Below are 23,011 nucleotides of genomic sequence, written 5' to 3'. Positions count from 1 at the left end.
CGGGGCGCGCGCAGCGATCCCGGCCTACAAGACGCAGTGATAACTGTAGGCCCGGGAAGCGCAGCGCCACCGGGCGATAAACATCCTAATAACCTATCAGGCCGTCTCTGCCAGAGCAATATCCTCGCGCGTCTCAATGCGTTCCTTCCCGTGATAAATACGCGCATGTTGCAGACCGACAAACAGGCGTTCTCCCCGGTGCGGCGGCACGTCATCGCGCATGACCACGGTCAGCGGCTCGGTATACCAGCCCAGCGGTTGTACCACCAATTGGGTGTAGTGCCCTTTAGGGCTAGCTTCCAGTACTTGTACCGGCAGCGGTGAATCCAGGCTGGTGCGACGGCTGACGTCCACTTCCCACGGGCGCAGGAACAGGTCGACCGGGCCCTGATGCGCAGAGGTATAGCCCAGCGGCCAGCGGTGCGCGCCAACATGGAATTGGCCCCCACGAATGGTGCCCTGCAGACGGTTCACCTCGCCCATAAACTCCAGCACAAAACGGGTCGCCGGTTCACGCCACAGCTGCTCGGGTTCATCAACCTGCTCAATATTCCCCTGGCTCATGACCACCACGCGGTCAGCGACTTCCATCGCCTCTTCCTGATCGTGGGTTACGAAGACGCTGGTAAATTTCAACTCTTCATGGAGCTGACGCAGCCAGCGACGCAGTTCTTTACGCACCTGCGCATCCAGCGCGCCGAAAGGTTCATCCAGCAGCAGAATTTGCGGCTCAACGGCCAGCGCACGTGCCAGTGCAACGCGCTGCTTCTGCCCGCCGGACAGTTGTGCAGGGAAACGGTCCGCCAGATGGGAAAGCTGAACCATTTCCAGCAGTTTGGTCACTTTCGCTTTAATGGTTGCCGCATCCGGGCGTTCACGCCGTGGCAGCACGGTCAGACCAAACGCGATGTTGTCGAATACGGTCATGTGGCGGAACAACGCGTAGTGCTGGAATACAAACCCCACCTTACGGTCGCGGGCGTGCAAGCGGCTCACGTCGGTACCGTGGAAGCGGATATGCCCGCTGGTCTGATGCTCAAGCCCGGCAATAATACGCAGCAGTGTCGTTTTTCCTGAGCCAGACGGCCCCAGCAGCGCCACCATTTGTCCGGAAGGGATATCCAGCGAGATATCATTCAGCACCTGGGTGCGACCAAAAGACTTCTTAATATTGGCAATCTCAATGCTCATGATTTCCCTCCTGGTGCTGACGTTTTTCCTGATTCTCTAAACGCCACTGCACCACACTCTTCAAAAACAGGGTCAAAATCGCCATCAGCGTCAGCAACGCTGCGGCAGTAAAGGAACCGACGGTGTTGTAGTCCTGTTCCAGTAATTCAATCTGTAACGGCAGCGACAAGGTTTCACCGCGAATCGAGCCGGATACCACCGATACCGCACCAAACTCGCCAATCGCTCTGGCGTTGGTCAGCACCACGCCGTAGAGCAGCGCCCAGCGGATATTCGGCAGCGTTACACGGCGGAACATCTGCCAGCCTGACGCGCCCAGCAGCACCGCCGCTTCGTCTTCGTTGCTCCCCTGGCTCAACATCACCGGTACCAACTCACGCACTACAAACGGACAGGTCACGAAGATGGTGACCAGCACCATGCCCGGCCAGGCGAACATGATCTGCAGGTTATGCTCATCCAGCCAACCGCCCAATGGGCCGTTGGAGCCGTAAAAGAGCAGGTACACCAGGCCCGCCACCACCGGTGACACGGCGAAAGGAATGTCCAGCAGAGTCAGCAGTAACTGACGTCCAGGGAAATTAAAGCGCGTCACCAGCCAGGCCAGCAACGTACCAAATACCAGGTTGACCGGCACGGTGATCAGCGCAATCAATACGGTCAACCAGATGGCGTGCAACATATCCGGGTTGGCGAGGTTTTCCAGCGCAGGCATCAGCCCTTTGCTGAATGCCTGAACAAAGATATAGACCATCGGGACAACAAGAATAAACGCGGAAACCAGCACACCCGTCCCGATCAGTAACCATTTTCCCCAGTTAACACGGGGGGCGTCATAACGCTTCAATTGAGTAACTTCCGCCATCAGTGACCTACCACACGTCGACCAAAGCGACTTTGCAGAGTGTTAATCGAGAACAGCAGCAGCAGCGAGGCTGCCAGAATCACCGAGGCAATGGCGCTCGCCGCCGGATAATCAAACTCCTGCAAACGGATGAAAATCATCAGCGAGGTGACTTCTGTTTTCCAGGCGATGTTTCCGGCGATGAAAATCACCGCACCAAACTCACCGAGGCTACGGGTAAACGACAGCGCGACACCGGCCATCAACGCCGGAGACAGCTCCGGCAGAACGACCTTGCGGAAGCTCTGCCAGCGTGTAGCGCCCAGCGTTTCCGCCGCTTCTTCATATTCAGGGCCTAACTCTTCCAGCACTGGCTGTACGGTACGCACCACAAACGGGATACTGGTAAAGGCCATCGCGACAGCAATACCGAGCCAGGTATAGGTTACTTTGATATCAAACTTCGCCAGCCACTCACCGTAAAAACCGTTAACCGAAAACAGCGATGCCAGCGTTAAACCTGCTACGGCAGTCGGCAGTGCAAACGGTAAATCCATTAACGCGTCAAGCAACGTGCGGCCCGGGAAGCGATAGCGGGTTAAGATCCACGCCATCAGCAAGCCAAATACACCGTTAAACATTGAGGCGACAAATGCCGACAGCAACGTGACTTTATAGGCCGCCACCACCTGCGGGTTAGTAATCACTTCCCAGTATTGCGCCCAGCTCATCTGAGCGAGCTGCATTACCAGCGCGCTGAGCGGCAACAACAAAATCAGACAGACGAACAACAGGCTGGTCCCGAGGCTTAAGGTAAAGCCTGGAAGCACGCGTCTGGAGGAAACTGCAAACATTACTTACGCCCCGCCGCCAGCAATTTGTCTAACTCACCGCCGCTGGCAAAATGCGTTTTCATCACATCAGGCCAGGAGCCGAAATGGTCTTCCACGCGGAACAGTTCGGTCTGCGGGAATTTATCTTTCAGTTTGTTCATCACATCCGGGTTATTCACACGGTAGTAGTAATCGGTAATGACAGTCTGTGCCTGCGGGCTGTACAGGTAGTTTAAATAAGCTTTTGCCGCTTTCTCGGTACCGTTCGCCTGCACGTTTTTATCCACCCACGCCACCGGGAACTCAGCCAGAATATTGGTTTTCGGGATAACAACCTCAAAACCCTGCGCTTCGTATTGCTTACGAATATTGTTCACTTCCGATTCAAAACTGATCAGCACATCGCCGAGACCGCGTTCAGCGAAGGTCGTGGTCGCCCCGCGTCCGCCGGTATCAAATACTTCGACGTTTTTCAGGAACTGGGTCATGAACTGCTCGGTTTTGGCTTTATCGTTACCGTCAGCCTTGTCCGCTGCGCCCCACGCCGCCAGATAGGTATAACGCGCATTGCCGGAGGTTTTCGGGTTCGGGAAAATCAGCTTCACGTCAGAACGCACCAGGTCGCTCCAGTCGTGGATGTTCTTCGGGTTGCCCTTACGCACCAGGAAGCCCATGGTGGAGTAGAACGGGGAGCTGTTGTTCGGCAGACGGCTCTGCCAGTCTGCCGGGATCAGCTTGCCCTTGTCGTGCAGGATCTGCACGTCAGTCACCTGGTTGTAGGTCACCACATCCGCTTTCAGCCCCTGGAGGATTGCCAGCGCCTGCTTGGACGAACCGGCGTGAGACTGCTTGATGGTCAGCTTATCGCCATTGTTTTCTTTCGCCCACTGCTGTTCAAACGGTGGATTAAGGGCGGCAAACAGCTCGCGTGAGACATCGTATGAGCTGTTAAGCAACTCAGTCGCCTGCGCCTGTGCCACCAGCAGTAAACCTGCCAGCGCCAGAGTTCCTTTTTTCAGTACAGTAACGGCCATTGCGCACCCTTATAAATGTGATGACTATCTTATAGTCATAATATTTATAACGAGGACGAAAGGAGTAACGGTTTTATATACCGTTTGGTGATTTACAAGCAGAAAAGAGAATAAGGGTAAATCCCCTCTCCCTTGAGGGAAAGGGGGAAAGGCAATTACAGCGCCAGCAGACGCTCCACGGACGGCGCGAAGTAATAACCGCCGGTCACCGGTTTGGTAAAGCGCAGCATGGCGTCGCGCTTACCGTCGGTATCGCCAAACATGCTCAGCAGCTGCTGTTCAATGTTGTACAGACGCGCACAGTACGCGCAGAAGTAGAGGCCGTGTGTGCCGCTAGCCGTGCCATACGGCAGGCTCTGGCGAACAATTTTCAGGCCTTTGCCGTCTTCTTTGAGGTCAACACGGGTCAAGTGGGAAGTAGCCGGACGCTCATCGCCGTCAATCTCTTCGTTGGCTTCTTTGGTACGGCCGATCATCATCTCCTGGTCGTGTACGCTCATGCGGTTAAGCTGCTTGAGGTTGTGCTCCCAGCGCTGGACGAACACATAACTGCCGCCCGCGTCCACACCGTCTTTGATCACCGCGACTTCACGACGCGTCTCTTCACCTGCCGGGTTTTCGGTACCGTCGACAAAGCCGCTCAGATCACGTTCTTCCACCCAGCGGAAGCCGTGAACTTCTTCCTGCACCTCAATGCTGTCGCCAAACGCCGCGACTGCCGCCTGGGCAACCGAGAAATTCACATCGTGACGCAGAGAGAGAATGTGGATCAGCACATCGTATTGTGTCGCTGGCGCAAGACCTTTACCGTAAGGGATAAAGTCCTTCAGCTCTTCAGCCCCTTCGCCACCGCTCAACTGACGCCAGACGTTGTTGCCAAAGGCGACAACGGCACCGAGGTGAGCATCCGGGAATTTGGCCTGGAAGGTAGTCAGTTTATCGACGAATACTTTACTGGCCGCACGCAGGGCATCCACGTCCCCTTTAACATTGGCTTCAATCCAAATCGCCGCGCGGCAGTGTTCTGGCAAAATGCCACTCTGAACCTGAGACATCGCTCCTCCTGAAATAAAGATGCCACGACAACGTGGCATTGATGGCGGGTATTATACCCTGATTTCATCGGGGCGGTTTGTTCCGGCGCAAATTACTGCTTCCAGATAATTTTGCTCACTTTCCAGTTTTTCAGCGTGTCGTCAGACGGCATCAATCCTTCCGGACCGCTCCAGGTTCCAGTGAAGATGTAACTAATGTGCTGGCTGCCCTCAGCTTTACATTCCACAGCCACGCCATCGTCAGAAGAGGCGTTTGCACAGTTGCCGAAAGCCTGTTTATAGAGATCGCTAAACAGTGTACCGACCTTCACACCACTTGCCGTGGGAATAGCGTCATCCAGCACCGCAATGCGGTTCACCGTGCCTTTATCACCGTTAATCACCAGCGCCAGCTTGTCGCCCTTCAGCGCTTCGTAATAGCGAACAATATTGCCATTCTCCGTTTTCATGCCGCTGCGCAGGCGGTAATCGCTGCTGAGCGCATCCTGAATAGCATTCTGATCCAGCGCTGTTGCGGCGGTAATTTTTCCCACGCCCTGCTCGGTCACTTCCGTTGATGAGCCAAACCAGTTCCACGGATACGCAGCGGACCAGTTAATGGATGAGAGCGTTGAACACCCGGTTAACGCCAGCGGGAGAGCGCATAAAAGTAAACGCAGCGATTTCATTGAAACGTCCTTACTTGTTAAATCAACGCTTGTTGGAGTGCGACATCGGCAAAAAGTGCCGTATTAATCATCCTGATGCGTAAAACAGGCGCGAAAACGCGGGTTGGTCAGCAGCCACAGCAGCGCCACAATATCCGCAACCACCAGCGCAATACCGATGCCCGTAAGCGGTTCACCGTACCACCAGAGTACGGGTTGCCAGCAGAGTAGCGCAATCTGGGCGAGGATCAGCAACCCGCGAAGCGCCCCCCACAGACGTGGGATCATATGCCGCCGTCCGCTGCATAAAAAAGCCACCACAGCAGGAACACCCGGCAATAAGCCGAGCCAGAACGCATCGTGATCGGGGTAAAAGAGATTCAGCAGTGTGTCGCCCTGCCCGCGCGACGCACCAGCCATCACAAACAGTACCCAGGTGCGGGCCTGGAGCAGCAGAACGCACCAGAATAAAAAGGGCAGCCTGACGCGGCCCTGCGCGTCATAATCAGCCGGATGGATCTCAGTACTCTTCATCTTCGATCAGACGTTTTCCTAAACTCAACACGTCAGAATGCTCATAGCCCAGACGCTCATACATGCCCAGCACAACGTCGTTATCTTCCCGCACCATGATCTGAATTTTCGGGCAACCGCGGGCAATGAGCTTTTTCTCAAGACGATTAAGCAAAGCATTGGCAATGCCACGACCACGATATTCCGGGTGAACGCCCAGATAATAGGCCGACCCACGATGACCGTCGTAACCGCCCATTACCGTCCCCACCACCTCGCCATTTACTTCCGCAACCAGAAACAGACTGACATCGTGATTCACCTTCCGCTCGATATCCATTTCCGGATCGTTCCACGGACGCAGCAGATCGCAGCGCTCCCAAAGGGTGATCACCTCTTCGAAATCTTCCTGGCGAAAAACGCGTATCTCCATGGTATTAACCGCCTTTTCGGGTTTAAAAACAGTGATTATGGCGTGAACCTCTCGTTTAGCCAATAACCGGGGAAAATCTCACCAAAACTTGGCATAATGTCACTTTGTCACGTATTGAAATGAAAAGTAAAACAATTGCCAATAAGGACTGTCGTAACGCCAATCACGATACGATATAACACCAGGACTCCAATTTTTACAATTCAGGCCGCATGAGCACATTCAAACCATTAAAAGCACTCACATCGCGTCGTCAGGTTCTCAAAGCGGGGCTGGCGGCCTTAACGTTAACGGGCATCGCAAAGCAGGCTCAGGCAAAAGACGAGAGCACGCTCAAAACCAGTAACGGACACAGTAAGCCGAAGACCAAAAAGCCGGGCGCAAAGCGTCTGGTGATGCTTGACCCGGGCCATGGCGGGATTGATACCGGCGCCATCGGCAAAAACGGTTCGAAAGAAAAACACGTCGTGCTCGCGATTGCAAAAAATGTGCGCGCGATTTTACGCAGTAACGGCATTGACGCCCGCCTGACGCGCTCCGGCGACACCTTTATTCCGCTGTATGACCGCGTGGAGATCGCCCATCAGCACGGGGCAGACCTGTTTATGTCGATTCACGCCGACGGCTTTACCAACCCTTCTGCGGCTGGTGCCTCAGTGTTTGCGCTTTCTAACCGTGGCGCCAGTAGCGCCATGGCGAAATATCTCTCGGATCGCGAAAACCGGGCAGATGAAGTTGCCGGGAAGAAAGCCACCGATAAAGATCACCTTTTACAGCAGGTGCTGTTTGACCTCGTGCAGACCGACACGATCAAAAACAGCCTGACGCTCGGCTCGCATATTCTGAAGAAGATTAAGCCAGTGCATCGTCTGCACAGTAAAGGCACCGAGCAGGCGGCGTTTGTGGTGCTGAAGTCACCGTCCATCCCGTCCGTGCTGGTGGAAACCTCCTTTATCACCAACCCGGAGGAAGAACGCCTGCTCGGCACCACGGCGTTTCGCCAGAAGATTGCCAACGCTATCGCTTCCGGCATTATCAGTTACTTCAACTGGTTCGATAACCAAAAAGCGCACTCCAGGAAACGTTGATGAAACCCAATGCTCAACTGGTCAAAGCCTTCCTGCTACAGCTGCAGGATGAGATTTGCCAGAAACTGGCCGCCGCAGACGGCGGTGAATTTCAGGAAGATAACTGGCAGCGTGAAGCCGGTGGCGGTGGGCGCAGTCGGGTACTGCGTAACGGCGGTATCTTTGAACAAGCTGGCGTCAATTTCTCGCACGTTCATGGTGACGCGATGCCCGCGTCAGCAACCGCGCATCGTCCTGAACTGGCAGGCCGCAGTTTCGAAGCGATGGGCGTCTCGCTGGTGGTGCATCCGCACAACCCGTTTGTGCCGACCAGCCACGCCAATGTGCGCTTTTTCATTGCGGAAAAACCAGGGGCCGATCCAGTCTGGTGGTTTGGCGGCGGTTTTGACCTCACCCCCTACTACGGCTTCGAAGAGGATGCCGTGCACTGGCACACCACCGCACGGGATCTTTGTCTGCCGTTTGGCGAAGACGTCTACCCGAAATATAAAAAGTGGTGCGATGACTACTTTTACCTGAAGCACCGCGACGAGCAGCGCGGCATTGGCGGACTGTTCTTTGACGATTTAAACACACCTGATTTTGATACCGCGTTCAGCTTTATGCGCGCGGTGGGCGAAGGCTATACCGACGCGTATATGCCCATCGTCGAACGCCGTAAAAGCACCGACTATGGCGTACGTGAACGCGAATTCCAGCTTTATCGCCGCGGGCGCTATGTGGAGTTCAACCTGGTCTGGGATCGCGGGACGCTTTTCGGCCTTCAGACCGGCGGGCGCGCGGAATCCATTTTGATGTCGATGCCGCCGCTGGTGCGTTGGGAATATGACTGGCATCCGGAAGCGAACAGCCCAGAAGCCGCCCTTAGCGAGTTTATTCAGATCCGCGACTGGGTGTAATTGCCTGATGACATTAGCATCGCATTTTGCACGCTAATGTCATCACGCCCACTGGCGCATACGCTGATGCAGCGTCAACGACGGTTTCTCCGCAAACAATTGCTGGTAGTCGGTGGCAAACTGTCCCAAATGCCAGAATCCCCACTGCATGGCGGCATCTTTTACCGTCGCGCTTTGCGACCATGGGCTTATCAGTTCGCGACGCACGGCGTTCAGACGAATACGTTTTAACCAGGAATTTGGACCGATTCCGAGTATCGTATGAAAGGCGTTTTGCAACGTTCGACGGCTGACGTGCAACTGATTACACAGATCGAGTACGGTCAGTGGCTCTGACATATTTTCCAGCACATATTCGCGCGCACGCGACAGCAGGCGACGATAGCTCTGATGGCTGATGCTCTCGGCCGTGATTATCGGCTGTGCGTCTTCCAGCATTGTGCCCATCGCCAGCAGCAGGTTATCGCCCAGCACCTTGCGTACCGCAGGTTGATGGAGGTTCTCCGGCTTCTCACTAAATGTCGCCAGCGCCTGCTGCACGAATCCCCACAGGGCAGCTTTGTGCTGTTCTTTCACCTCCAGCGCCGACTGACTGCGCAGCATATGCAGCACCCTTTCCGGGTTATGCAGGAAGTTGGCCTGACGGGCAATCGCCTCTTCTGAAATAACGACACCCAGAATGGTGTAATCATCCGGCGTACTCAGTTCAAACTCCGTCCCGCCCGGGCGGGTCGCAATTTCAGCGTTACCCAGACACTGGGTGCCAATAAATCCCTGTTCGCAGCGCGTGGCCGGAATACCAAACCAGAATGAGTTCGGCCAGACAAGACACGACTGACGCAGCGCCAGCCCGGTGTATTCACGGAACACCTGAATATCATCGAGCAGGATTTCCGTGAACTCGCCATGAAATTTTCCCGGATGCAGCTGGTCGTAGATCTGCTGCCAGGCGGTAATCGTCAGCGCATGCTCATACACATCCGTTGTGCGCCGCTGGTGAACGTTGTCCACCTCAACTTTCGGCGTAAGTTTAACGTCTTCGGGTAATGCTTCATGATAAAGATGGTGCAGGTTTGCAGTTCGGGTCTTTTTCATGATCTTTTAAGCCGGAAGCGCCAACGACGCCACCGGCCCTCCGACAGGTTAATTTTTTAAGCGATAGCGACTACTGCGTTTACGCAACGCTCCGTGAGAAAAGAGCTGTTCCAGCGCCTTTCGGGCCTCATCAAGAGACCAGCCAAAGTGGGCAGCCACTTCCCCTGCCGTCATTCCTTGACGGACCGATGCCAACAACGTCATAAGCTGCTCAGAGGAGTCAGACGTCAAGGAGGTATTCAGCGTAGTAACGTCTGTTTTCACTTCGGGCTTCTGTTCTGGTTTCTTCGGCTGGCGTGTAAAACCGCCGATCAGCCACTGGGTGTCATCGTCCGGCCGGCCTATTTCCTTACGGCTGATAACACGACCCGTACGCGCTGCGGCGGCGCTGCCGGCATCCAGCGCTGCGCGGCATGCCGCCAGATCGCCTTCCACCGCCAGTGTCAGCCGGCCAGGATCGAGCACTTCGTGGCTAAGCAGACGCACGTTCGCGGCTTTCAGCATGGCATCCGCCGCGTCTACGGCAGCCACCATGCCATCCACTTCCAGTAATCCCAGTGCATTGATCATCACAACCTCTCTTACGCGCGCTGAACAGGATTACGGGCAATATCCAGCACGGCATCAGCAAAGGCGTTACAGGCAGCTTTACAGGCAGCCTGGCTACCGGTCAAAAACGCCGCCGAGTAGTTGGTTTCTGACGGCGGTGGCACATAAGTCACCAGCTGCACATCGGCAGACTTCAGCGCAGCATCAATACCAAATGTTGCTTCCAGCGGCGGCGCCACCAGATACGCCATCGGATCGCCAGGTCGGCATCCCGCCGTCGCCGAAAGATATGAGCCGGTACGCGAAACCACGTGTGCCAAGAAAGCGGTATCTTCTGCGTCATTCGCCCACTGGAACGCGGCACCGCTTTCAATATTGGCCACCATCGCGTCCAGACCTGCGCGAACTTCGGCCGGGTTTGGCCCTCCGAGCATAATCAGCACTTCGCCCGAGGTTGGAGAGGGGCTGTGCGCCGCGCCGGCATACAGCGAGCGGCCATAAACCACTTCGACCATTGCCTGTTTTGTCGCTTCGTCTGCGGCAATATACGCCATGTCATCAGAATCTGCTGTGATGAGTCCGAGGCTACGTACGTGGGGCGGTAATTTAAGTTCTCGAGCAAAACCGTCATTTACCGAGGCGATCACGCGCATTGCGGTGACTGAAGGTCTAATCAAATCTAATGCTGGCATGATGCCTCCTTAACGGGTCATATTGATGCCGGAGGCTTTTTGCTCCAGCATGCGTTTGGCCAAATCCACAATTACCGCCGCCGCTTCAACCGGTGGCGTACCGCCCTGATGAATATTCGAGATACAGGTACGGTCAGCTTCAACGGTCGTCGCCACGCGCGGTGAATAGACGGCGTAGCAGGAAAGGCTTTCAGACTGACCAAGGCCCGGACGTTCCCCAACCAGCAGGATCACGGCTTTCGCGCCCAGCAGTTCGCCAATCTGATCTTCGATTTTCACGCGACCATAGCGAACAAAGAACGGCGTCCCGACCTTTAACCCGGCCTGTTTTAACCCTGACAACAGCGGCGGCAGGATCTCTTCATAGTTGGCGGTGATGGCGTCGGTAGACAGGCCATCAGAGATAATCACCTGCACATCCGGGTTCATTACACACTGTGATTTCAGCGCTTCAACGGCTTCCGCACTCAGACGACGCCCCAGATCCGGGCGCGTCAGGTACAGGTTCTTGTCACTGATTTCCGAGCGTACTTCCAGCAGCCCCTGGGCTTTTACCCACTCTTCCGGCACTTCTTTCAACACCGTGTCTTTTGAACGCGAGTGATCGGCCAGGAAACGCAGTAGCGCCTGAGTGCGCGGGCGTGGACCAGCACGGCCGGTACATACACGCGCGGCGGTGTTGCGGCGCAGCTCGGTCAACACCTCTGCGCGGTGCGGGTTCTCAACGCCAATCCACGCTTTGGCCTCGGCGGAGCCTAAATCCATCGCACAGCTTTCACCCGCTGGTGCCGCGCACTGCGTAGTACTGCATTTCGCTTCTGGTGACGGCGCTTGCGCCTGTGGCTGTGACTCGCCCATTGACGCCATAACACTGCGTACAATTTCTTCAATCTGTTTTTGATCCATCGTGTGTCATCCCCGCGTCATCAGAAGAACAGTGACGGATCGCCCGCCCGTTTGGTCAGGCGACCGTTTGCCATAATGCCCATAGTTTCCAGCCAGCGTTCAAACTCCGGCGACGGACGCAGGTTCAGCAACTGGCGCACGGTCGCGGTGTCGTGGAAAGCGGTGGTCTGGTAGTTGAGCATGATGTCGTCACCGAGCGGCATGCCCATGATGTAGTTGCAGCCAGCGGTGGCGAGCAGAATCATCAGGTTTTCGTTAAGGTTCTGGTCAGCATCCGCATGGTTGGTGTAACAGCAGTCGCAGCCCATTGAGATGCCGCTCAGCTTGCCCATGAAGTGATCTTCTAAGCCTGCGCGAATAATCTGCCGGTCGTTGTACAGATACTCCGGCCCGATAAAGCCCACTACGGTGTTCACCAGGAACGGATCGTAGTGACGCGCCAGCCCGTAGTTACGCGCTTCCATCGTCACCTGATCTGCACCGAAGTTCGCGCCAGCAGAAAGCGCAGACCCTTGCCCGGTTTCGAAGTACAGGCAGTTTTCCCCCGCAATCCGGTTGAACTCCGCGCCCACTGCGCGTGCTTCATCCAGCATCGCCAGCTCAACGCCGAACTCTTTTAAGCCTTTTTCGCTGCCGCAGATGCTCTGGAAAATCAGCCCGCCCGGCGCGCCGCGACGAATCGCTTCGATCTGAGTGGTAACGTGCGCCAGCACGCAGCCCTGGGTTGGAATGTTGAATTTGTCGATAACGCCGTACACGGTATCCAGTACGCGGCTTAAGTTTTCCACGTCATCCGTTACCGGGTTTACGCCTATTACCGCATCACCCGCACCGAACGAGAGCCCTTCGTAGATTTGTGCGGCAATACTTTGCACGTCATCACGGGTGTCGTTTGGCTGCAAACGACAGCTAAAGGTGCCCGGCAGACCAATGGTCGTGTTGGCCTTTTTGATTACCGGCATTTTCTTACCGCCGTAGATCAGGTCCGCGTTAGAGCAGATTTTTGCTACCGCAGCGACCACTTCTGATGTCAACCCTTTGCGCATAAACGCAATGTCATCAACGGACGTTTCATCGCTCAACACGTACTCGCGCAGTTCGCTGATGCTCCAGTTTTTGATGCGGCTATAGGCCGTTTCGTTGACGTCATCCTGAATCAGACGCGTCACGCAGTCCTCTTCATAGGAAATCACCGGGTTATTGCGAATATCCGCCACCGTCATTTCCGACAGTACCTGCTTGGCCGCCACGCGCTCCTGCGAACTGGCTGCCGCGACCCCTGCCAGCACATCCCCCGAACGCAGTTCGTTGGCTTTTGCCAGCACCTCTTTCACATCCTTAAACTGATAAACATTGCCGAACAATGTGGTCTTTAGTTTCATAAGTCGTTCCCTCAGGAAGGAAATGCGAGTGATTTCACCGTCACCGGCACAACCGATCCGCCAAAAAGAGGCGTACCAATGTCGATATAGTCCCCCGCCTGGACAACCACCTCATCGATGACCGCCAGCGGGTGTTGCTGTAACTGTGGGCGTAACAGCATGCCCAGGGCTTTACCAAAATCCTGCTCGGCTACCACCAGCAGGGGATGCGGATTCGGATAGCGCGCGAAAAAGGCCAGTAGCGCATCAATCACCGTTAACAGCGCGGCGTAGCGCACCGGCAGCGAACCTGGCAGCGCCAGCACATAGGCGTCCGTTTGCGGATCCAGATCGAGCTGCATCAGCGCCTGCTGCCATGCGGCAACCAAATCAGCCTCATCAACCGGAATCGCCACCGGCAGATTGCGCAGTGGAAGCGTCACCCCCTCCAGCCAGATAGTGCTGCCCGAAAGCGACAGCGTATGCGCTCCGGCGCCAATCACCGTGGCGCGCACGGTTTGCGCCGGGAACTGCACGTTCATCTCGCGCAGACGCGGATGTTCATGCAGCGCCGTAGCGAGCAGCGGCCCGATATCGGAAAAACAGAACGGATCGGCAGGCTGGTTGCGGTAGCATTCACCCACCCCGCCGGACAAGGTAATCACTTCAGGCTTCACGCCCGCTGGCAGTAAACCGGTTTGCATCAGCGCCTGCGCCAGCGGTGAAAGCGTGCCGTCAATCACCTCGACAATCAGCGACGCCATCCGTCGGGCCACCTGAACAAGCTGCGTCGAATTGAGGGTTCGGGCATCAGTACCTGGACCAAATACGTCATCAACAATCTTCTGTCCCGGCTGATGCGCATGCGCCACTCGGCCCTGACCGTCCGTTTCCAGCAGCCGTCCACCAACGTTCAGGCAGGCCGAGCCGCTGATCTTTCCGGCATCGAAAAGGACGTAGTTCGACGTACCGCCACCAATGTCGATATTCAGTACGCGGCATAACGTCTGCTCAGACAGGGTTTGCGCCCCCGCGCCGTGACCGGCAATCACCGATTCCAGATGGGGACCGGCGCTGGCAACCACGAAATCCCCCAGCGACTGGGAGAGCGTCATCACCGCGGGTCGCGCGTTGCGGGTTTTGGCGCTTTCGCCAGTAATGATGATCGCACCGGAATCGACGGCCTCAGGCTTGATGCCCGCCGCCTGATACTGGTCGAGGATCAGCGCCTTAAGTTCGGCCTCTTTCAACCCGCCCTGCTTATCAACGGGGGTAAAGAACACCGGGCTTTGCCAGCTAATTTCGCGTTTGATGAATTCGTAGCGCGGCACCTGCGACACTGCTGCACGGTTGACCAGCTCAAGGCGCGAGAAGATCACCTGAGTGGTGGTGGTGCCGATATCGATACCGACGCTCAGTAGCTGGCGAGTCTTCACGATTGCGCCTCCGGATGAGTTTCTGCGGGTGCCGGAACATCTTCGTCTTTCGGTACTAACAGCATAGCCACGCCAATCGCCGTCACGCCGCCGATCAGCTTGCCGACAATCATTGGGAAGATCATGGCGTTCATGTTGGCGGCAGCGAAGCCTAAGTGGTCACCCAGAGCAAAGGCCGCAGAGACCGCAAAGGCGCAGTTGATCACTTTGCCGCGGGTATCCATATTCTTCATCATGCCGAACATAGGGATGTTGTTGGCTAGCGTCGCGACCATGCCCGCAGCCGCAATGTTATTAACGTTTAATAGCTTGCCGACGCTCATCAGCGGTTTTTCAAACCAGCGGGTCAGCAGCAGCACCATCGGGTAAGCGCCCAGCAGCACACATGAGATAGAACCGATAACTTCTATGGCGCGCATCACTTCACCCGGCTTGTCTCCCGGTGCCATGAAGATAGGATCAAGACCCGGGATCAGCTCCCAGCCGAGCAGGAATTTGATCACCGCGGCCGCCAGACCGAGGGTGATCAGCGCCACGAGGAACTTTGCGAAGATCTGGAAGCCGTTGATCATTTTTTCCGGGATGAATTTCAGTCCCAGCGCCACCAGCACGGCGACGATCAGCACCGGGATCATGTTCATCAGGATCAGCGCAAAGGTGAACTCCACCGGTTGACCGTTAATTTCCACGCCTGAATACATCGCAATCAAACCACCCGCAATACAGCCAATCGGAATGGTGACAATACCGGCCAGCACGCCCAGCGCCAGATAACGACGGTCGGAGGGTTCAATAATCCCCAGCGCAACCGGAATGGAGAAGACCAGCGTCGGACCCATCATCGCCCCGAGGATCAGGCCAGAGTACAGCCACGCCGCAACGTCGCCGCCCGCCAGTTCTTTGGCCAGGAAAAAGCCGCCCATATCGCACGCCAGCAGCGTACCGGCAAACATCGATGGGTTCGCGCCGAGCATTTCGTACAGTGGAATAATCACCGGCCCGAGCACATGCGCCAGTACCGGTGCCAGCGCGGTCATACCGACCATCGCCAGGCCCAGCGCGCCCATCGCCATAAAACCTTCCTCAAACTGGCCGCCCGAACCCTCAATACTCTTACCGAACTTACCGAGGAAGCGCGCCGAACCGCCAAACTGCGACAGGATCCTGTCCACGGCGGCAATCAGCATAAAGAACATCATGATGTACATGATGATTTCGTTAATTCCCATAACCTTCACTCCCTGTCATATGTGTCTTATTGTGCCGCCGCATACAACGCGATAATGTCGGCCTGCGTGGCGGTGCGTGGGTTACTGCGAATACAAATATCCTCCAGCGCGGCGTGTGCCCATGCGCTGTAATGCTCGGGTTTTGCCCCAACGTCAGAGAGTCGTTTGGTCTGGCCCACTTCGCTAATCAACTCGCTGACGGCGTTGATGGCATCGCGGTCATCCGACTTCTTGTGAGTCAGCGCCCGTCCGATGTGGCTAAAGCGCTCACGACACACCATGCGGTTAAACCCCATGACCGTGGGCAGCAGCATGGCGTTAGCCTGTCCGTGCGGGATGTGCAGCGCAGCGCCCGGCTGGTGCGCCATCGCATGACACAAACCCAATCCCGCGCTGGAAAACGCCATTCCCGCCATGCAGGACGCCAACAGCATGCTTTCCCGCGCCGCCAGATCCTGACCGTATCCGACGGCCTTCGGCAGCGATTTACCGATCATCGCAATCGCGCCAATCGCCAGGCTGTCGGTAAAGGGCGTCGCGTTCAGCGCGCTATACGCTTCAACGGCGTGCGTCAGCGCATCGATCCCGGTCATCGCCGTAACGTGTGCAGGCACACCTTCCGTCAGCGCGGCGTCAAGGATCGCCACATCCGGCATCAGGGTTGCGTGGGCCAGCACCTGTTTAAGTCCCGTCGCGGCGTCGATAATCACCGTGACGTCAGTGGTTTCTGAGCCCGTTCCGGCGGTCGTTGGCACAGCAATCAGCGGCAGGCGCGGGCGCAGCACGCTGTGCTCCGTCATGTCAGCCAGCGTTTGCGTGGGGTTGGTCACCAGCAATGCCACTGCCTTTGCGGCATCCAGTACGGACCCCCCGCCTAAGGCCACCACGCCATCGCACTTCGATTCACGCAGTTGCGCGACCGCCGCGCAGACGTCCGTAATGCACGGTTCGCCCACCGGACATGGCCATAGCGTCATCGCCAAGCCTTTCATCGCAAGGCTGCGCTCCAGTGCGACGGTCATCCCCGCCTGATGCAGGAAGCTATCAACCATGACGAACATATGCGTCAGTCCGCGCGTTTGTGCTTCCTGTCCGCAGGTGCTAAGCGCTCCCGGACCGCATAACGTAACCGGTGGAACGCTAAACGTTTTTACGCGTTGCAGATTCAGGGTATCGAATGCCTGAAAGAGCGCGGCCTGCAATTCAGCTTGCATAGATTCCTTCCGCTTTTTCTTTTCCGCTGTTGGCAATCGCCAGCGGAGTCATAAACAGGCTGTGCTGGGGTAGATGCACCTGCAGCGCCGGGAAACGCTTGCGGAACAGTTCGTCAACACCCGGCTGCATACAGGAGCCGCCGGCCAGCCACAAGTCAGCGACGTCATGGCCGGCTATATGGTGAGCCACGATTTCCGCCATCTTTTCGTAGACCGGCTTAACCACCGGCCAGATTTCTTTGCCGTTACTGCGCTTGTACTGCTCGGCGTCCTCCAGCGAGATGCGACGATTCCCGGCCAGCGTCAGCGAAATGTGATGCCCGCCAGTCGCTTCATCGGCGGACCAGGCCACATTGCCCCGCTTCACAATGGCAATCCCGGTGGTACCGCCACCGATATCCACCACGCCAGCGTTATCGAGCTGCAACAGGTTCGCCACCGCGGTCGGCTCGTCGAGCACATGACTCACTTCAAGCCCGGCAGACTCCAGCACGTTTATCGAAATTCGCGGGTCCGTCCCCGGCGGAAACGAAGTTGCCGCATGGGTAAAGCGGCAGCCCAGCTGTTGTTCGAGCGTATCGAGATGGCGACGAACGATGGTCACCGCGCCGATGAAATCCCAGACGATGCCATCGCGCACGACATCGGCCCAGTCCAGGCAAACCGCAACCGGCTCTCCGTCACTGTCGACAACCATCGACACCACATCACAGGTTCCCAAATCAACGCCCAGCCACAGCGGCGAATCGCACGCAGCAGGCGTCTGGTTACATAGCGTTGCCGCTTTTAGCAGCCTGAGTGTCAGCCAACGTTGTTCGTCGTGCGCCATCATTTCTACTCCTTATACAATTCTGAAGGCGTCCACCAACACACAGCGCCGCAGACGCACAAAGGTACGCGCGCTGGTCACCCCTTCCCCGGTTGGCGTGGTAATGGTCATCGTGGTCCAGCCTTCGCCGCCGAGCCCAAGCCCCGCAATACACGGTCCGTTCTTGACAAAAATGCTGGTATCAATGGCGTTTGCCATGCGGTTCATGTTGTCGATATTGCGCGAATGCATCGCCGCCGTATGGTGGCAGCCGCCTTCAAGCCTGACCGCCAGCTCAATGGCTTCATCGACGTTGGCGACCCGCACGACCGGTAGAACCGGCATCATCAGTTCGGTGACGGCAAACGGATGCGTCGCTGAGGTTTCGACGAATAACAGCCGGGTTTGCTCCGGTACGTTCAGAGCTATCGCCGCAGCGATTTTTCCTGCATCGCGGCCTACCCAGTCACGACTTACCGTGCCTTTACCGCGCTCATCGATATTTTTCAGCAGCACGGGTTGCAGCTGTTCGGCCTGAGCCGCAGTCAGTTTCACCGCGTGCTGGCTTTCCATCAGGCGCATCAGTTCGTCGGCAACGCTGTCCACGACGATCAGGATTTTTTCATCGGCGCAGATGATGTTGTTGTCAAACGACGCACCTTTGACGATCGACTGCGCCGCGCGCGCCAGGTCGGCCGTTTCATCCACCACCACCGGCGGATTACCCGCACCGGCGGCAATAAGACGCTTGTTGGTGTGCTTACGCGCGGCATCCACGACGGCTTCACCGCCGGTCACGACCAGCAGGCCGATGCCTGGGTACTTAAACAGACGCTGGGCGGTTTCAATATCCGGATTGGCAACGGTAACCAGCAGGTTGACCGGGCCGCCTGCGGCAACAACCGCCTGGTTGAGCAGAGTGATAGCGCGCTGAGACACGCCTTTAGCCGCCGGATGCGGTGCGAAGACCACGCTGTTGCCAGCGGCAATCAGGCTGATGGCGTTGTTAATAACGGTCGCGGCCGGATTGGTGGACGGCGTCACCGAGGCCACCACACCCCACGGCGCATTTTCAATCAGCGTCAGGCCGTTATCGCCGGTCAGGACCTGCGGAGACAGGCATTCCACCCCTGGCGTGCCTCGCGCCTGTGCCACGTTTTTGGCGAATTTATCTTCAACGCGTCCCATGCCGGTTTCTGTGACGGCAAGTTCCGCTAATTCTCTGGCGTGCTTTTCGCCCGCCTCACGCAGAGCCGCAATAGCCAACTGACGCATAGCGACGCTTTTCAGCCCCTGCTGGGCCAGTTTTGCTGCCGCCACTGCGTCATCCAGGGAGGCAAAAACGCCCATTTCTTGAACGGCACTGACGGGCTGGCTGCTGTCTTTCATTTTCAGCAGCACCGCTTTCACGACCTGTTCAATATCCTGTTGATTCATGATTTTCTGCCTTATTTATGGAAGATCACCTGGCCACCTGCCACCACTTCATCGACGATGCCAATCACGCACAGATCGACAGGTGATGATTCGTTACGGTGCGCCTGACGGGCTGAGCTTCCGCTGACCAGCAGCACCCACTCCCCGGTTCCCGCCCCGATACTGTCGATAGCAACAGCACACTGCCCGTCGGGATTACCGCAGGCATCAATCATTTCCACCATCAGCAACTTGTCGTGCGCGAGCCCCTGATGGCGTACGGTACAAACAATTTGTCCTGTGACGATTGCCAGCTTCATACGCACCTCCGTGGCATATTTCAGGTAAAACCTCCCCCTACCCTCCGCAGAAGGTAATGTGAAAAGGAGAGAGGGTGACGCCAGCAATGAAGCGTGTGGCGTCACATGGACGACTTACATGTCGTTGCTGTCGCCTTTAAAGCCGATCGGGAACACCTCTTCCAGATCGCCATGCGGACGCGGGATTACGTGTACGGAAACCAGCTCGCCAATACGCTGTGCAGCCGCAGCACCTGCGTCCGTTGCCGCTTTACATGCCGCTACGTCGCCACGGACCATAGCAGTGACCAGACCGCCGCCGATCTGCTTCACGCCAACCAGTTTCACGCGTGCCGCTTTAACCATTGCGTCAGAAGCCTCAATCAGTGCAACCAGGCCCCGGGTTTCAATCATTCCTAATGCTTCCATTTTGCTTTCCTCTTAAGTCAAAGGGGTCCAGAACGGGACCTTATACAACCAGTGTGTTCGAGGCGTTTTCACGACTCACGTCAGTCTGGCGCGGCACCGCTGCCACCAACGCCAGTTCGATAATTTCCTGTACGCTACAGCCGCGAGAGAGGTCATGAAGCGGTGCGGCAAGTCCCTGAATCAACGGACCAACGGCACGATACCCCCCCAGACGCTGAGCGATTTTGTAGCCAATATTGCCTGCCTCCAGCGACGGGAAGACCATCACGTTGGCATTGCCCTTTAACGGACTGGCGGGCGCTTTCTGTGCAGCGACATCCGGAACAAAGGCGGCATCAAATTGCAGTTCGCCATCCACGATAAGCTGAGGGACCCGCTCACGAACAATCTCCGTCGCCTGCTGCACGTTAGCGACGTTGGGATGGCGAGCGCTGCCATTACTTGAAAATGACAGCATGGCCACGCGCGGCTCTTCACCTGTGATCGCCTTCCAGGTTTCAGCGCTGGCGATGGCGATGTCCGCCAGCTGTGCCGCGGTGGGTTGTGGCACAACGCTGCAATCGGCAAACCCTAATGACGGCCCGAGGTACTGCGGTAGCATCAGGAAAATTGACGACAGCGTTTTGCAGCCAGGCTGTAATCCAATAATGCGCAATCCTGCGCGCAGCACGTTTGCCGTTGACGACAGGTTGCCCGCAATACACACATCAGCTTTGCCGGCACTGACCATCGCGGCGGCAAACATCAGCGGATCGTTGAGCTTTTCTCGCGCATCCGGCGGTGTTTTTTCGCCCGCACGCGCCAGCCAGCGCAGGGCAAACGCTTCACGCATCTGTACATTACTTTGTGGATCAATAATCTGAATACCGTCCATGGCTACGCGATGGCTAAGCGCAAACTGGCGTAGCGCAAACGGGCTGGCGACGAGAATGGGATGCGCCAGACGGTGCTGGTGCAGGTAATTTGCCGCCTGCAGTACCCGAACATCCAGCGCATCCGGGAACACCACACGTGCCGGTGCGCGGTGGGCGAGTTGGCGAGCACGTTCAACGATCATGGCTTCTCCCCCAGTCGCTGTTGAATTTGGCTAACCGTCAGTGGGCGCTTCGACACGCTCAGAATCATCATCACGTAGACCGTACTGGAAAGGCGGTTGAGCGCCTGCATGATGTCCGGTCGCATAACGTCAAAACGACGAGAGATGAAAACCCGGGCCGCCACCGTCTCGGTTTCACGGACTTTGGTACGCAGCAGGTTCAGCAGCGCACAATCACGTCCGTGGCAGGCTTCCGGTACCAGATGGTCGTGGTCCAGATAGCGCAGCGGCTGATGCGAAAGGCGGTGTAAATCTTCGTCGCTTAAGCCAACGATGGCTTGTGCGGCCAGTAGCTCGTCCATCGCATCGGCGCGCATAATGTTGCCCAGGCGCGAGCGAATATCCGAAAGCCACGGCTGCCACGGTTCCAACAGTTCTATCTGCAACCACACGGTCAGCGCGATGGTGCTGTCCAGCGCGGCGCGAAATCCCAGGCGCGGATCGCTTTTGGCAACCATCTTGTCCGCCGTCAGATGCGTCAGCGTGTCGGGTTTCTTCGCCACCGGTTGATGACACAATTCGCAGTTGGCCTGTGGATGCGTATCGCTGCTGGTTAACCCATGCACCGGCTGCAGCTGTTGTTCTTCGTCATCAATAAACAGGCTTCCCTGCTCGTCAATAAACTTAATGCGCAGATGTCGGCTTTCCAGTAATTCCCGGGCAGACGGCGTCAGGCGAGCATCAGCGGGGAGATGAATTTCAGCCCCTTCGCTGAGCGTATGATTCGCTCTGAGCCATGCTTCGGTAATGAAATCCTTCATACATCCGCCTTAGCAGGACTGCCAGTTCGCAGGCCAGGCCACATACAGAAACTTCACCGTCGAGGGCGTACCAAATTCGATGCTGGAGCCTTTCGGGATAAACATCACGTCCCCGGCTTTAGCAATCATGGTTTCGCCTTCATGACGAACGTGCAGCTCGCCTTCCAGAATCATGTCGATTTCGTCGTAATTCAGCGTCCATGGGAAAAAGGCGTTATCCCACTGCATGAACCCGGCGGCCATGCTGCTACCGTCCTGGTCGGTCACCAGATCGGTTAACCCCACGCAGTGCGGCTGCGCGCCGTCAAAACGACCAAACTTCACGCTGCTGCCGTCGATGACTTTGACGCCGCCTTTGCCGGTGACCGAGTTAAAGCTCGGCTGCATTGCGCCCTGCTCCAGCGACTGTTTCTCCTTCATGACTTTGTCCATCAGTTGGGCAACCAGGCTTTCAGTAAACTGCCCTTCCGGTAGCTGTGCGATGATGGTTTCACGAATGCGTTGGCTTTCCGTTTTACTTTCGTCAACCGCAGCCAGTTTCGCAGCGGCTGCGCATGGCGTCGATTCATCGCATTCGCTGATGGTAACGCCCAGCAGCGCCGCAACTTCTCGCGCCTCCGGGGTGATGATGCTGGCGCGCAGAACAACCGACATTTCCTGTTCGCCGCGTGCGTGGGCCGCACGAATATCGTTAGCTGTGATGAGTTTTTTCACCTGCCCTTTCCTCCTTTTGGCTGAGCTCAGTCAGATAATCCACCAGGTGCTGCACGCTGCGCGGGTCATGGCTATTGAGCTCAAAAATCGGCTCCTGAAATCCCATTCCGCGAAGAAGTTGTCGCGTTGCGGCGACGTCGGCATCCGGCATGTCCATTTTGCTGATAACGGCGATGTGTCGTTTACTGGCGCCAATATCCAACAGCCCGGCAGGTAAGCGACTTTCTTTATCATTTGCCGCGTGTATATAAATCAACGTATCGACATCCTGCAGCGTGGTAATTAAGGCGTGATACCAGCGCGGATGGCTAAAATATTCCCCTGGCGTATCGATATCACCATTTTCATTAAACTCCACGGCCTGTGTTTTTCTGGCGAGGGAATAATTCCCCTGTAGCGCATTAAAGAGCGTTGTCTTCCCCGCCCCCACCGTACCGACAAACGCAATACGTTTCATCGCCGCCTCTGA

At 56.6% G+C, this 23,011-nt stretch carries 26 protein-coding genes; 2 read left to right on the top strand and 24 right to left on the bottom strand.

What is annotated here, in order from left to right; all coding sequences use genetic code 11:
• Positions 1 to 96: 96 nt before the first annotated feature.
• The 8 genes from cysA to HED65_RS04255 all read right to left on the bottom strand — a co-directional run bounded on the left by cysA (position 97) and on the right by HED65_RS04255 (position 6,550).
• The gene (cysA, locus tag HED65_RS04290) at positions 97 to 1,191 is read right to left on the bottom strand and encodes a sulfate/thiosulfate ABC transporter ATP-binding protein CysA (RefSeq protein WP_114977582.1); all 1,095 of its coding nucleotides are present in this window, start codon (positions 1,189 to 1,191) and stop codon (positions 97 to 99) included.
• On the bottom strand, positions 1,181 to 2,056 hold the full coding sequence (gene cysW, locus HED65_RS04285; RefSeq protein ID WP_114977581.1) for a sulfate/thiosulfate ABC transporter permease CysW: 876 nt from the start codon (positions 2,054 to 2,056) through the stop codon (positions 1,181 to 1,183). Before cysW ends, cysA begins: the two co-directional genes overlap by 11 nt.
• A complete protein-coding gene (gene cysT / locus HED65_RS04280) occupies positions 2,056 to 2,889 on the bottom strand; it encodes a sulfate/thiosulfate ABC transporter permease CysT (RefSeq protein ID WP_114977580.1) in 834 nt (277 codons plus the stop codon). Before cysT ends, cysW begins: the two co-directional genes overlap by 1 nt.
• The gene (locus HED65_RS04275) at positions 2,889 to 3,902 is read right to left on the bottom strand and encodes a sulfate ABC transporter substrate-binding protein (protein ID WP_028016161.1); all 1,014 of its coding nucleotides are present in this window, start codon (positions 3,900 to 3,902) and stop codon (positions 2,889 to 2,891) included. Before HED65_RS04275 ends, cysT begins: the two co-directional genes overlap by 1 nt.
• A 155-nt stretch (positions 3,903 to 4,057) precedes the next feature.
• Positions 4,058 to 4,957 (bottom strand): Dyp-type peroxidase, encoded by a 900-nt coding sequence (locus HED65_RS04270; protein WP_114977579.1) that lies wholly within the window; start codon positions 4,955 to 4,957, stop codon positions 4,058 to 4,060.
• Positions 4,958 to 5,049: 92 nt separating this feature from the next.
• Positions 5,050 to 5,625: an RpoE-regulated lipoprotein gene (locus HED65_RS04265; protein ID WP_114977578.1), complete on the bottom strand. Its 576-nt coding sequence runs from the start codon at positions 5,623 to 5,625 to the stop codon at positions 5,050 to 5,052.
• Between the two features lie 63 nt (positions 5,626 to 5,688).
• Positions 5,689 to 6,138: a DUF2919 domain-containing protein gene (locus tag HED65_RS04260; protein WP_114977577.1), complete on the bottom strand. Its 450-nt coding sequence runs from the start codon at positions 6,136 to 6,138 to the stop codon at positions 5,689 to 5,691.
• Positions 6,125 to 6,550 (bottom strand): GNAT family acetyltransferase, encoded by a 426-nt coding sequence (locus HED65_RS04255; protein WP_023308738.1) that lies wholly within the window; start codon positions 6,548 to 6,550, stop codon positions 6,125 to 6,127. Before HED65_RS04255 ends, HED65_RS04260 begins: the two co-directional genes overlap by 14 nt.
• A gap of 212 nt (positions 6,551 to 6,762) precedes the next feature.
• Between HED65_RS04255 and amiA the strand changes: the two genes are divergently transcribed.
• On the top strand, positions 6,763 to 7,638 hold the full coding sequence (amiA, locus tag HED65_RS04250) for an N-acetylmuramoyl-L-alanine amidase AmiA (protein ID WP_023308739.1): 876 nt from the start codon (positions 6,763 to 6,765) through the stop codon (positions 7,636 to 7,638).
• Positions 7,638 to 8,537 (top strand): oxygen-dependent coproporphyrinogen oxidase, encoded by a 900-nt coding sequence (gene hemF, locus HED65_RS04245; RefSeq protein WP_114977576.1) that lies wholly within the window; start codon positions 7,638 to 7,640, stop codon positions 8,535 to 8,537. The genes amiA and hemF overlap by 1 nt, the downstream gene beginning before the upstream one ends.
• 42 nt (positions 8,538 to 8,579) lie before the next feature.
• On the opposite strand, the gene eutR is transcribed toward hemF, so the two are convergent.
• The 16 genes from eutR to eutP form a co-directional block, all read right to left on the bottom strand.
• Positions 8,580 to 9,632, bottom strand: a complete 1,053-nt coding sequence (eutR, locus tag HED65_RS04240) for an HTH-type transcriptional regulator EutR (protein ID WP_114977575.1) — start codon at positions 9,630 to 9,632, stop codon at positions 8,580 to 8,582.
• Positions 9,633 to 9,680: 48 nt separating this feature from the next.
• Entirely contained in the window at positions 9,681 to 10,202 is a 522-nt protein-coding gene (eutK, locus tag HED65_RS04235; RefSeq protein WP_114977574.1) for an ethanolamine utilization microcompartment protein EutK, read from the bottom strand.
• Between the two features lie 11 nt (positions 10,203 to 10,213).
• Positions 10,214 to 10,873 carry an ethanolamine utilization microcompartment protein EutL gene (gene eutL / locus HED65_RS04230; RefSeq protein ID WP_114977573.1) on the bottom strand — a complete coding sequence of 220 codons (660 nt, stop codon included), beginning with the start codon at positions 10,871 to 10,873 and terminating at the stop codon, positions 10,214 to 10,216.
• A 9-nt stretch (positions 10,874 to 10,882) separates the two neighbouring features.
• Positions 10,883 to 11,779: an ethanolamine ammonia-lyase subunit EutC gene (gene eutC / locus HED65_RS04225; protein ID WP_114977572.1), complete on the bottom strand. Its 897-nt coding sequence runs from the start codon at positions 11,777 to 11,779 to the stop codon at positions 10,883 to 10,885.
• A 20-nt stretch (positions 11,780 to 11,799) separates the two neighbouring features.
• Positions 11,800 to 13,161, bottom strand: coding sequence for an ethanolamine ammonia-lyase subunit alpha (gene eutB / locus HED65_RS04220; protein WP_114977571.1), 1,362 nt, complete (start codon positions 13,159 to 13,161; stop codon positions 11,800 to 11,802).
• Between the two features lie 11 nt (positions 13,162 to 13,172).
• Positions 13,173 to 14,576, bottom strand: a complete 1,404-nt coding sequence (eutA, locus tag HED65_RS04215) for an ethanolamine ammonia-lyase reactivating factor EutA (RefSeq protein ID WP_114977570.1) — start codon at positions 14,574 to 14,576, stop codon at positions 13,173 to 13,175.
• Positions 14,573 to 15,805: an ethanolamine utilization protein EutH gene (gene eutH, locus HED65_RS04210; protein ID WP_114977569.1), complete on the bottom strand. Its 1,233-nt coding sequence runs from the start codon at positions 15,803 to 15,805 to the stop codon at positions 14,573 to 14,575. The genes eutA and eutH overlap by 4 nt, the downstream gene beginning before the upstream one ends.
• 26 nt (positions 15,806 to 15,831) lie before the next feature.
• The gene (gene eutG, locus HED65_RS04205) at positions 15,832 to 17,019 is read right to left on the bottom strand and encodes an ethanolamine utilization ethanol dehydrogenase EutG (protein WP_114977568.1); all 1,188 of its coding nucleotides are present in this window, start codon (positions 17,017 to 17,019) and stop codon (positions 15,832 to 15,834) included.
• Entirely contained in the window at positions 17,009 to 17,848 is an 840-nt protein-coding gene (gene eutJ / locus HED65_RS04200) for an ethanolamine utilization protein EutJ (RefSeq protein ID WP_114977813.1), read from the bottom strand. The genes eutG and eutJ overlap by 11 nt, the downstream gene beginning before the upstream one ends.
• A gap of 12 nt (positions 17,849 to 17,860) precedes the next feature.
• Entirely contained in the window at positions 17,861 to 19,264 is a 1,404-nt protein-coding gene (locus tag HED65_RS04195) for an aldehyde dehydrogenase family protein (protein WP_114977567.1), read from the bottom strand.
• Between the two features lie 11 nt (positions 19,265 to 19,275).
• Complete coding sequence (gene eutN, locus HED65_RS04190) at positions 19,276 to 19,563, bottom strand: ethanolamine utilization microcompartment protein EutN (RefSeq protein WP_016153954.1); 288 nt, start codon at positions 19,561 to 19,563, stop codon at positions 19,276 to 19,278.
• Positions 19,564 to 19,677: 114 nt separating this feature from the next.
• On the bottom strand, positions 19,678 to 19,971 hold the full coding sequence (eutM, locus tag HED65_RS04185; protein ID WP_114977566.1) for an ethanolamine utilization microcompartment protein EutM: 294 nt from the start codon (positions 19,969 to 19,971) through the stop codon (positions 19,678 to 19,680).
• A gap of 40 nt (positions 19,972 to 20,011) precedes the next feature.
• Positions 20,012 to 21,028 carry a phosphate acetyltransferase gene (gene pta, locus HED65_RS04180; RefSeq protein ID WP_114977565.1) on the bottom strand — a complete coding sequence of 339 codons (1,017 nt, stop codon included), beginning with the start codon at positions 21,026 to 21,028 and terminating at the stop codon, positions 20,012 to 20,014.
• Positions 21,025 to 21,828: an ethanolamine utilization cob(I)yrinic acid a,c-diamide adenosyltransferase EutT gene (eutT, locus tag HED65_RS04175; protein WP_114977564.1), complete on the bottom strand. Its 804-nt coding sequence runs from the start codon at positions 21,826 to 21,828 to the stop codon at positions 21,025 to 21,027. Before eutT ends, pta begins: the two co-directional genes overlap by 4 nt.
• A 9-nt stretch (positions 21,829 to 21,837) precedes the next feature.
• Entirely contained in the window at positions 21,838 to 22,542 is a 705-nt protein-coding gene (gene eutQ, locus HED65_RS04170) for an ethanolamine utilization acetate kinase EutQ (RefSeq protein WP_114977563.1), read from the bottom strand.
• On the bottom strand, positions 22,520 to 22,999 hold the full coding sequence (gene eutP, locus HED65_RS04165; protein ID WP_114977562.1) for an ethanolamine utilization acetate kinase EutP: 480 nt from the start codon (positions 22,997 to 22,999) through the stop codon (positions 22,520 to 22,522). Before eutP ends, eutQ begins: the two co-directional genes overlap by 23 nt.
• Positions 23,000 to 23,011 lie beyond the last annotated feature (12 nt).

Origin of the sequence: Pantoea sp. LS15 (assembly GCF_012241585.1) — a bacterium.
Classification (GTDB): domain Bacteria; phylum Pseudomonadota; class Gammaproteobacteria; order Enterobacterales; family Enterobacteriaceae; genus Enterobacter.
This window is presented reverse-complemented; position numbering and strand designations above follow the sequence as displayed.

Coding starts and splice junctions, on each gene's coding strand:
- cysA (WP_114977582.1), bottom strand. CDS start 1,191: ATGAGCATTGAGATTGCCAATATTAAGAAGTCTTTTGGTCGCACCCAG.
- cysW (WP_114977581.1), bottom strand. CDS start 2,056: ATGGCGGAAGTTACTCAATTGAAGCGTTATGACGCCCCCCGTGTTAAC.
- cysT (WP_114977580.1), bottom strand. CDS start 2,889: ATGTTTGCAGTTTCCTCCAGACGCGTGCTTCCAGGCTTTACCTTAAGC.
- HED65_RS04275 (WP_028016161.1), bottom strand. CDS start 3,902: ATGGCCGTTACTGTACTGAAAAAAGGAACTCTGGCGCTGGCAGGTTTA.
- HED65_RS04270 (WP_114977579.1), bottom strand. CDS start 4,957: ATGTCTCAGGTTCAGAGTGGCATTTTGCCAGAACACTGCCGCGCGGCG.
- HED65_RS04265 (WP_114977578.1), bottom strand. CDS start 5,625: ATGAAATCGCTGCGTTTACTTTTATGCGCTCTCCCGCTGGCGTTAACC.
- HED65_RS04260 (WP_114977577.1), bottom strand. CDS start 6,138: ATGAAGAGTACTGAGATCCATCCGGCTGATTATGACGCGCAGGGCCGC.
- HED65_RS04255 (WP_023308738.1), bottom strand. CDS start 6,550: ATGGAGATACGCGTTTTTCGCCAGGAAGATTTCGAAGAGGTGATCACC.
- amiA (WP_023308739.1), top strand. CDS start 6,763: ATGAGCACATTCAAACCATTAAAAGCACTCACATCGCGTCGTCAGGTT.
- hemF (WP_114977576.1), top strand. CDS start 7,638: ATGAAACCCAATGCTCAACTGGTCAAAGCCTTCCTGCTACAGCTGCAG.
- eutR (WP_114977575.1), bottom strand. CDS start 9,632: ATGAAAAAGACCCGAACTGCAAACCTGCACCATCTTTATCATGAAGCA.
- eutK (WP_114977574.1), bottom strand. CDS start 10,202: ATGATCAATGCACTGGGATTACTGGAAGTGGATGGCATGGTGGCTGCC.
- eutL (WP_114977573.1), bottom strand. CDS start 10,873: ATGCCAGCATTAGATTTGATTAGACCTTCAGTCACCGCAATGCGCGTG.
- eutC (WP_114977572.1), bottom strand. CDS start 11,779: ATGGATCAAAAACAGATTGAAGAAATTGTACGCAGTGTTATGGCGTCA.
- eutB (WP_114977571.1), bottom strand. CDS start 13,161: ATGAAACTAAAGACCACATTGTTCGGCAATGTTTATCAGTTTAAGGAT.
- eutH (WP_114977569.1), bottom strand. CDS start 15,805: ATGGGAATTAACGAAATCATCATGTACATCATGATGTTCTTTATGCTG.
- eutG (WP_114977568.1), bottom strand. CDS start 17,019: ATGCAAGCTGAATTGCAGGCCGCGCTCTTTCAGGCATTCGATACCCTG.
- eutJ (WP_114977813.1), bottom strand. CDS start 17,848: ATGGCGCACGACGAACAACGTTGGCTGACACTCAGGCTGCTAAAAGCG.
- HED65_RS04195 (WP_114977567.1), bottom strand. CDS start 19,264: ATGAATCAACAGGATATTGAACAGGTCGTGAAAGCGGTGCTGCTGAAA.
- eutN (WP_016153954.1), bottom strand. CDS start 19,563: ATGAAGCTGGCAATCGTCACAGGACAAATTGTTTGTACCGTACGCCAT.
- eutM (WP_114977566.1), bottom strand. CDS start 19,971: ATGGAAGCATTAGGAATGATTGAAACCCGGGGCCTGGTTGCACTGATT.
- pta (WP_114977565.1), bottom strand. CDS start 21,028: ATGATCGTTGAACGTGCTCGCCAACTCGCCCACCGCGCACCGGCACGT.
- eutT (WP_114977564.1), bottom strand. CDS start 21,828: ATGAAGGATTTCATTACCGAAGCATGGCTCAGAGCGAATCATACGCTC.
- eutP (WP_114977562.1), bottom strand. CDS start 22,999: ATGAAACGTATTGCGTTTGTCGGTACGGTGGGGGCGGGGAAGACAACG.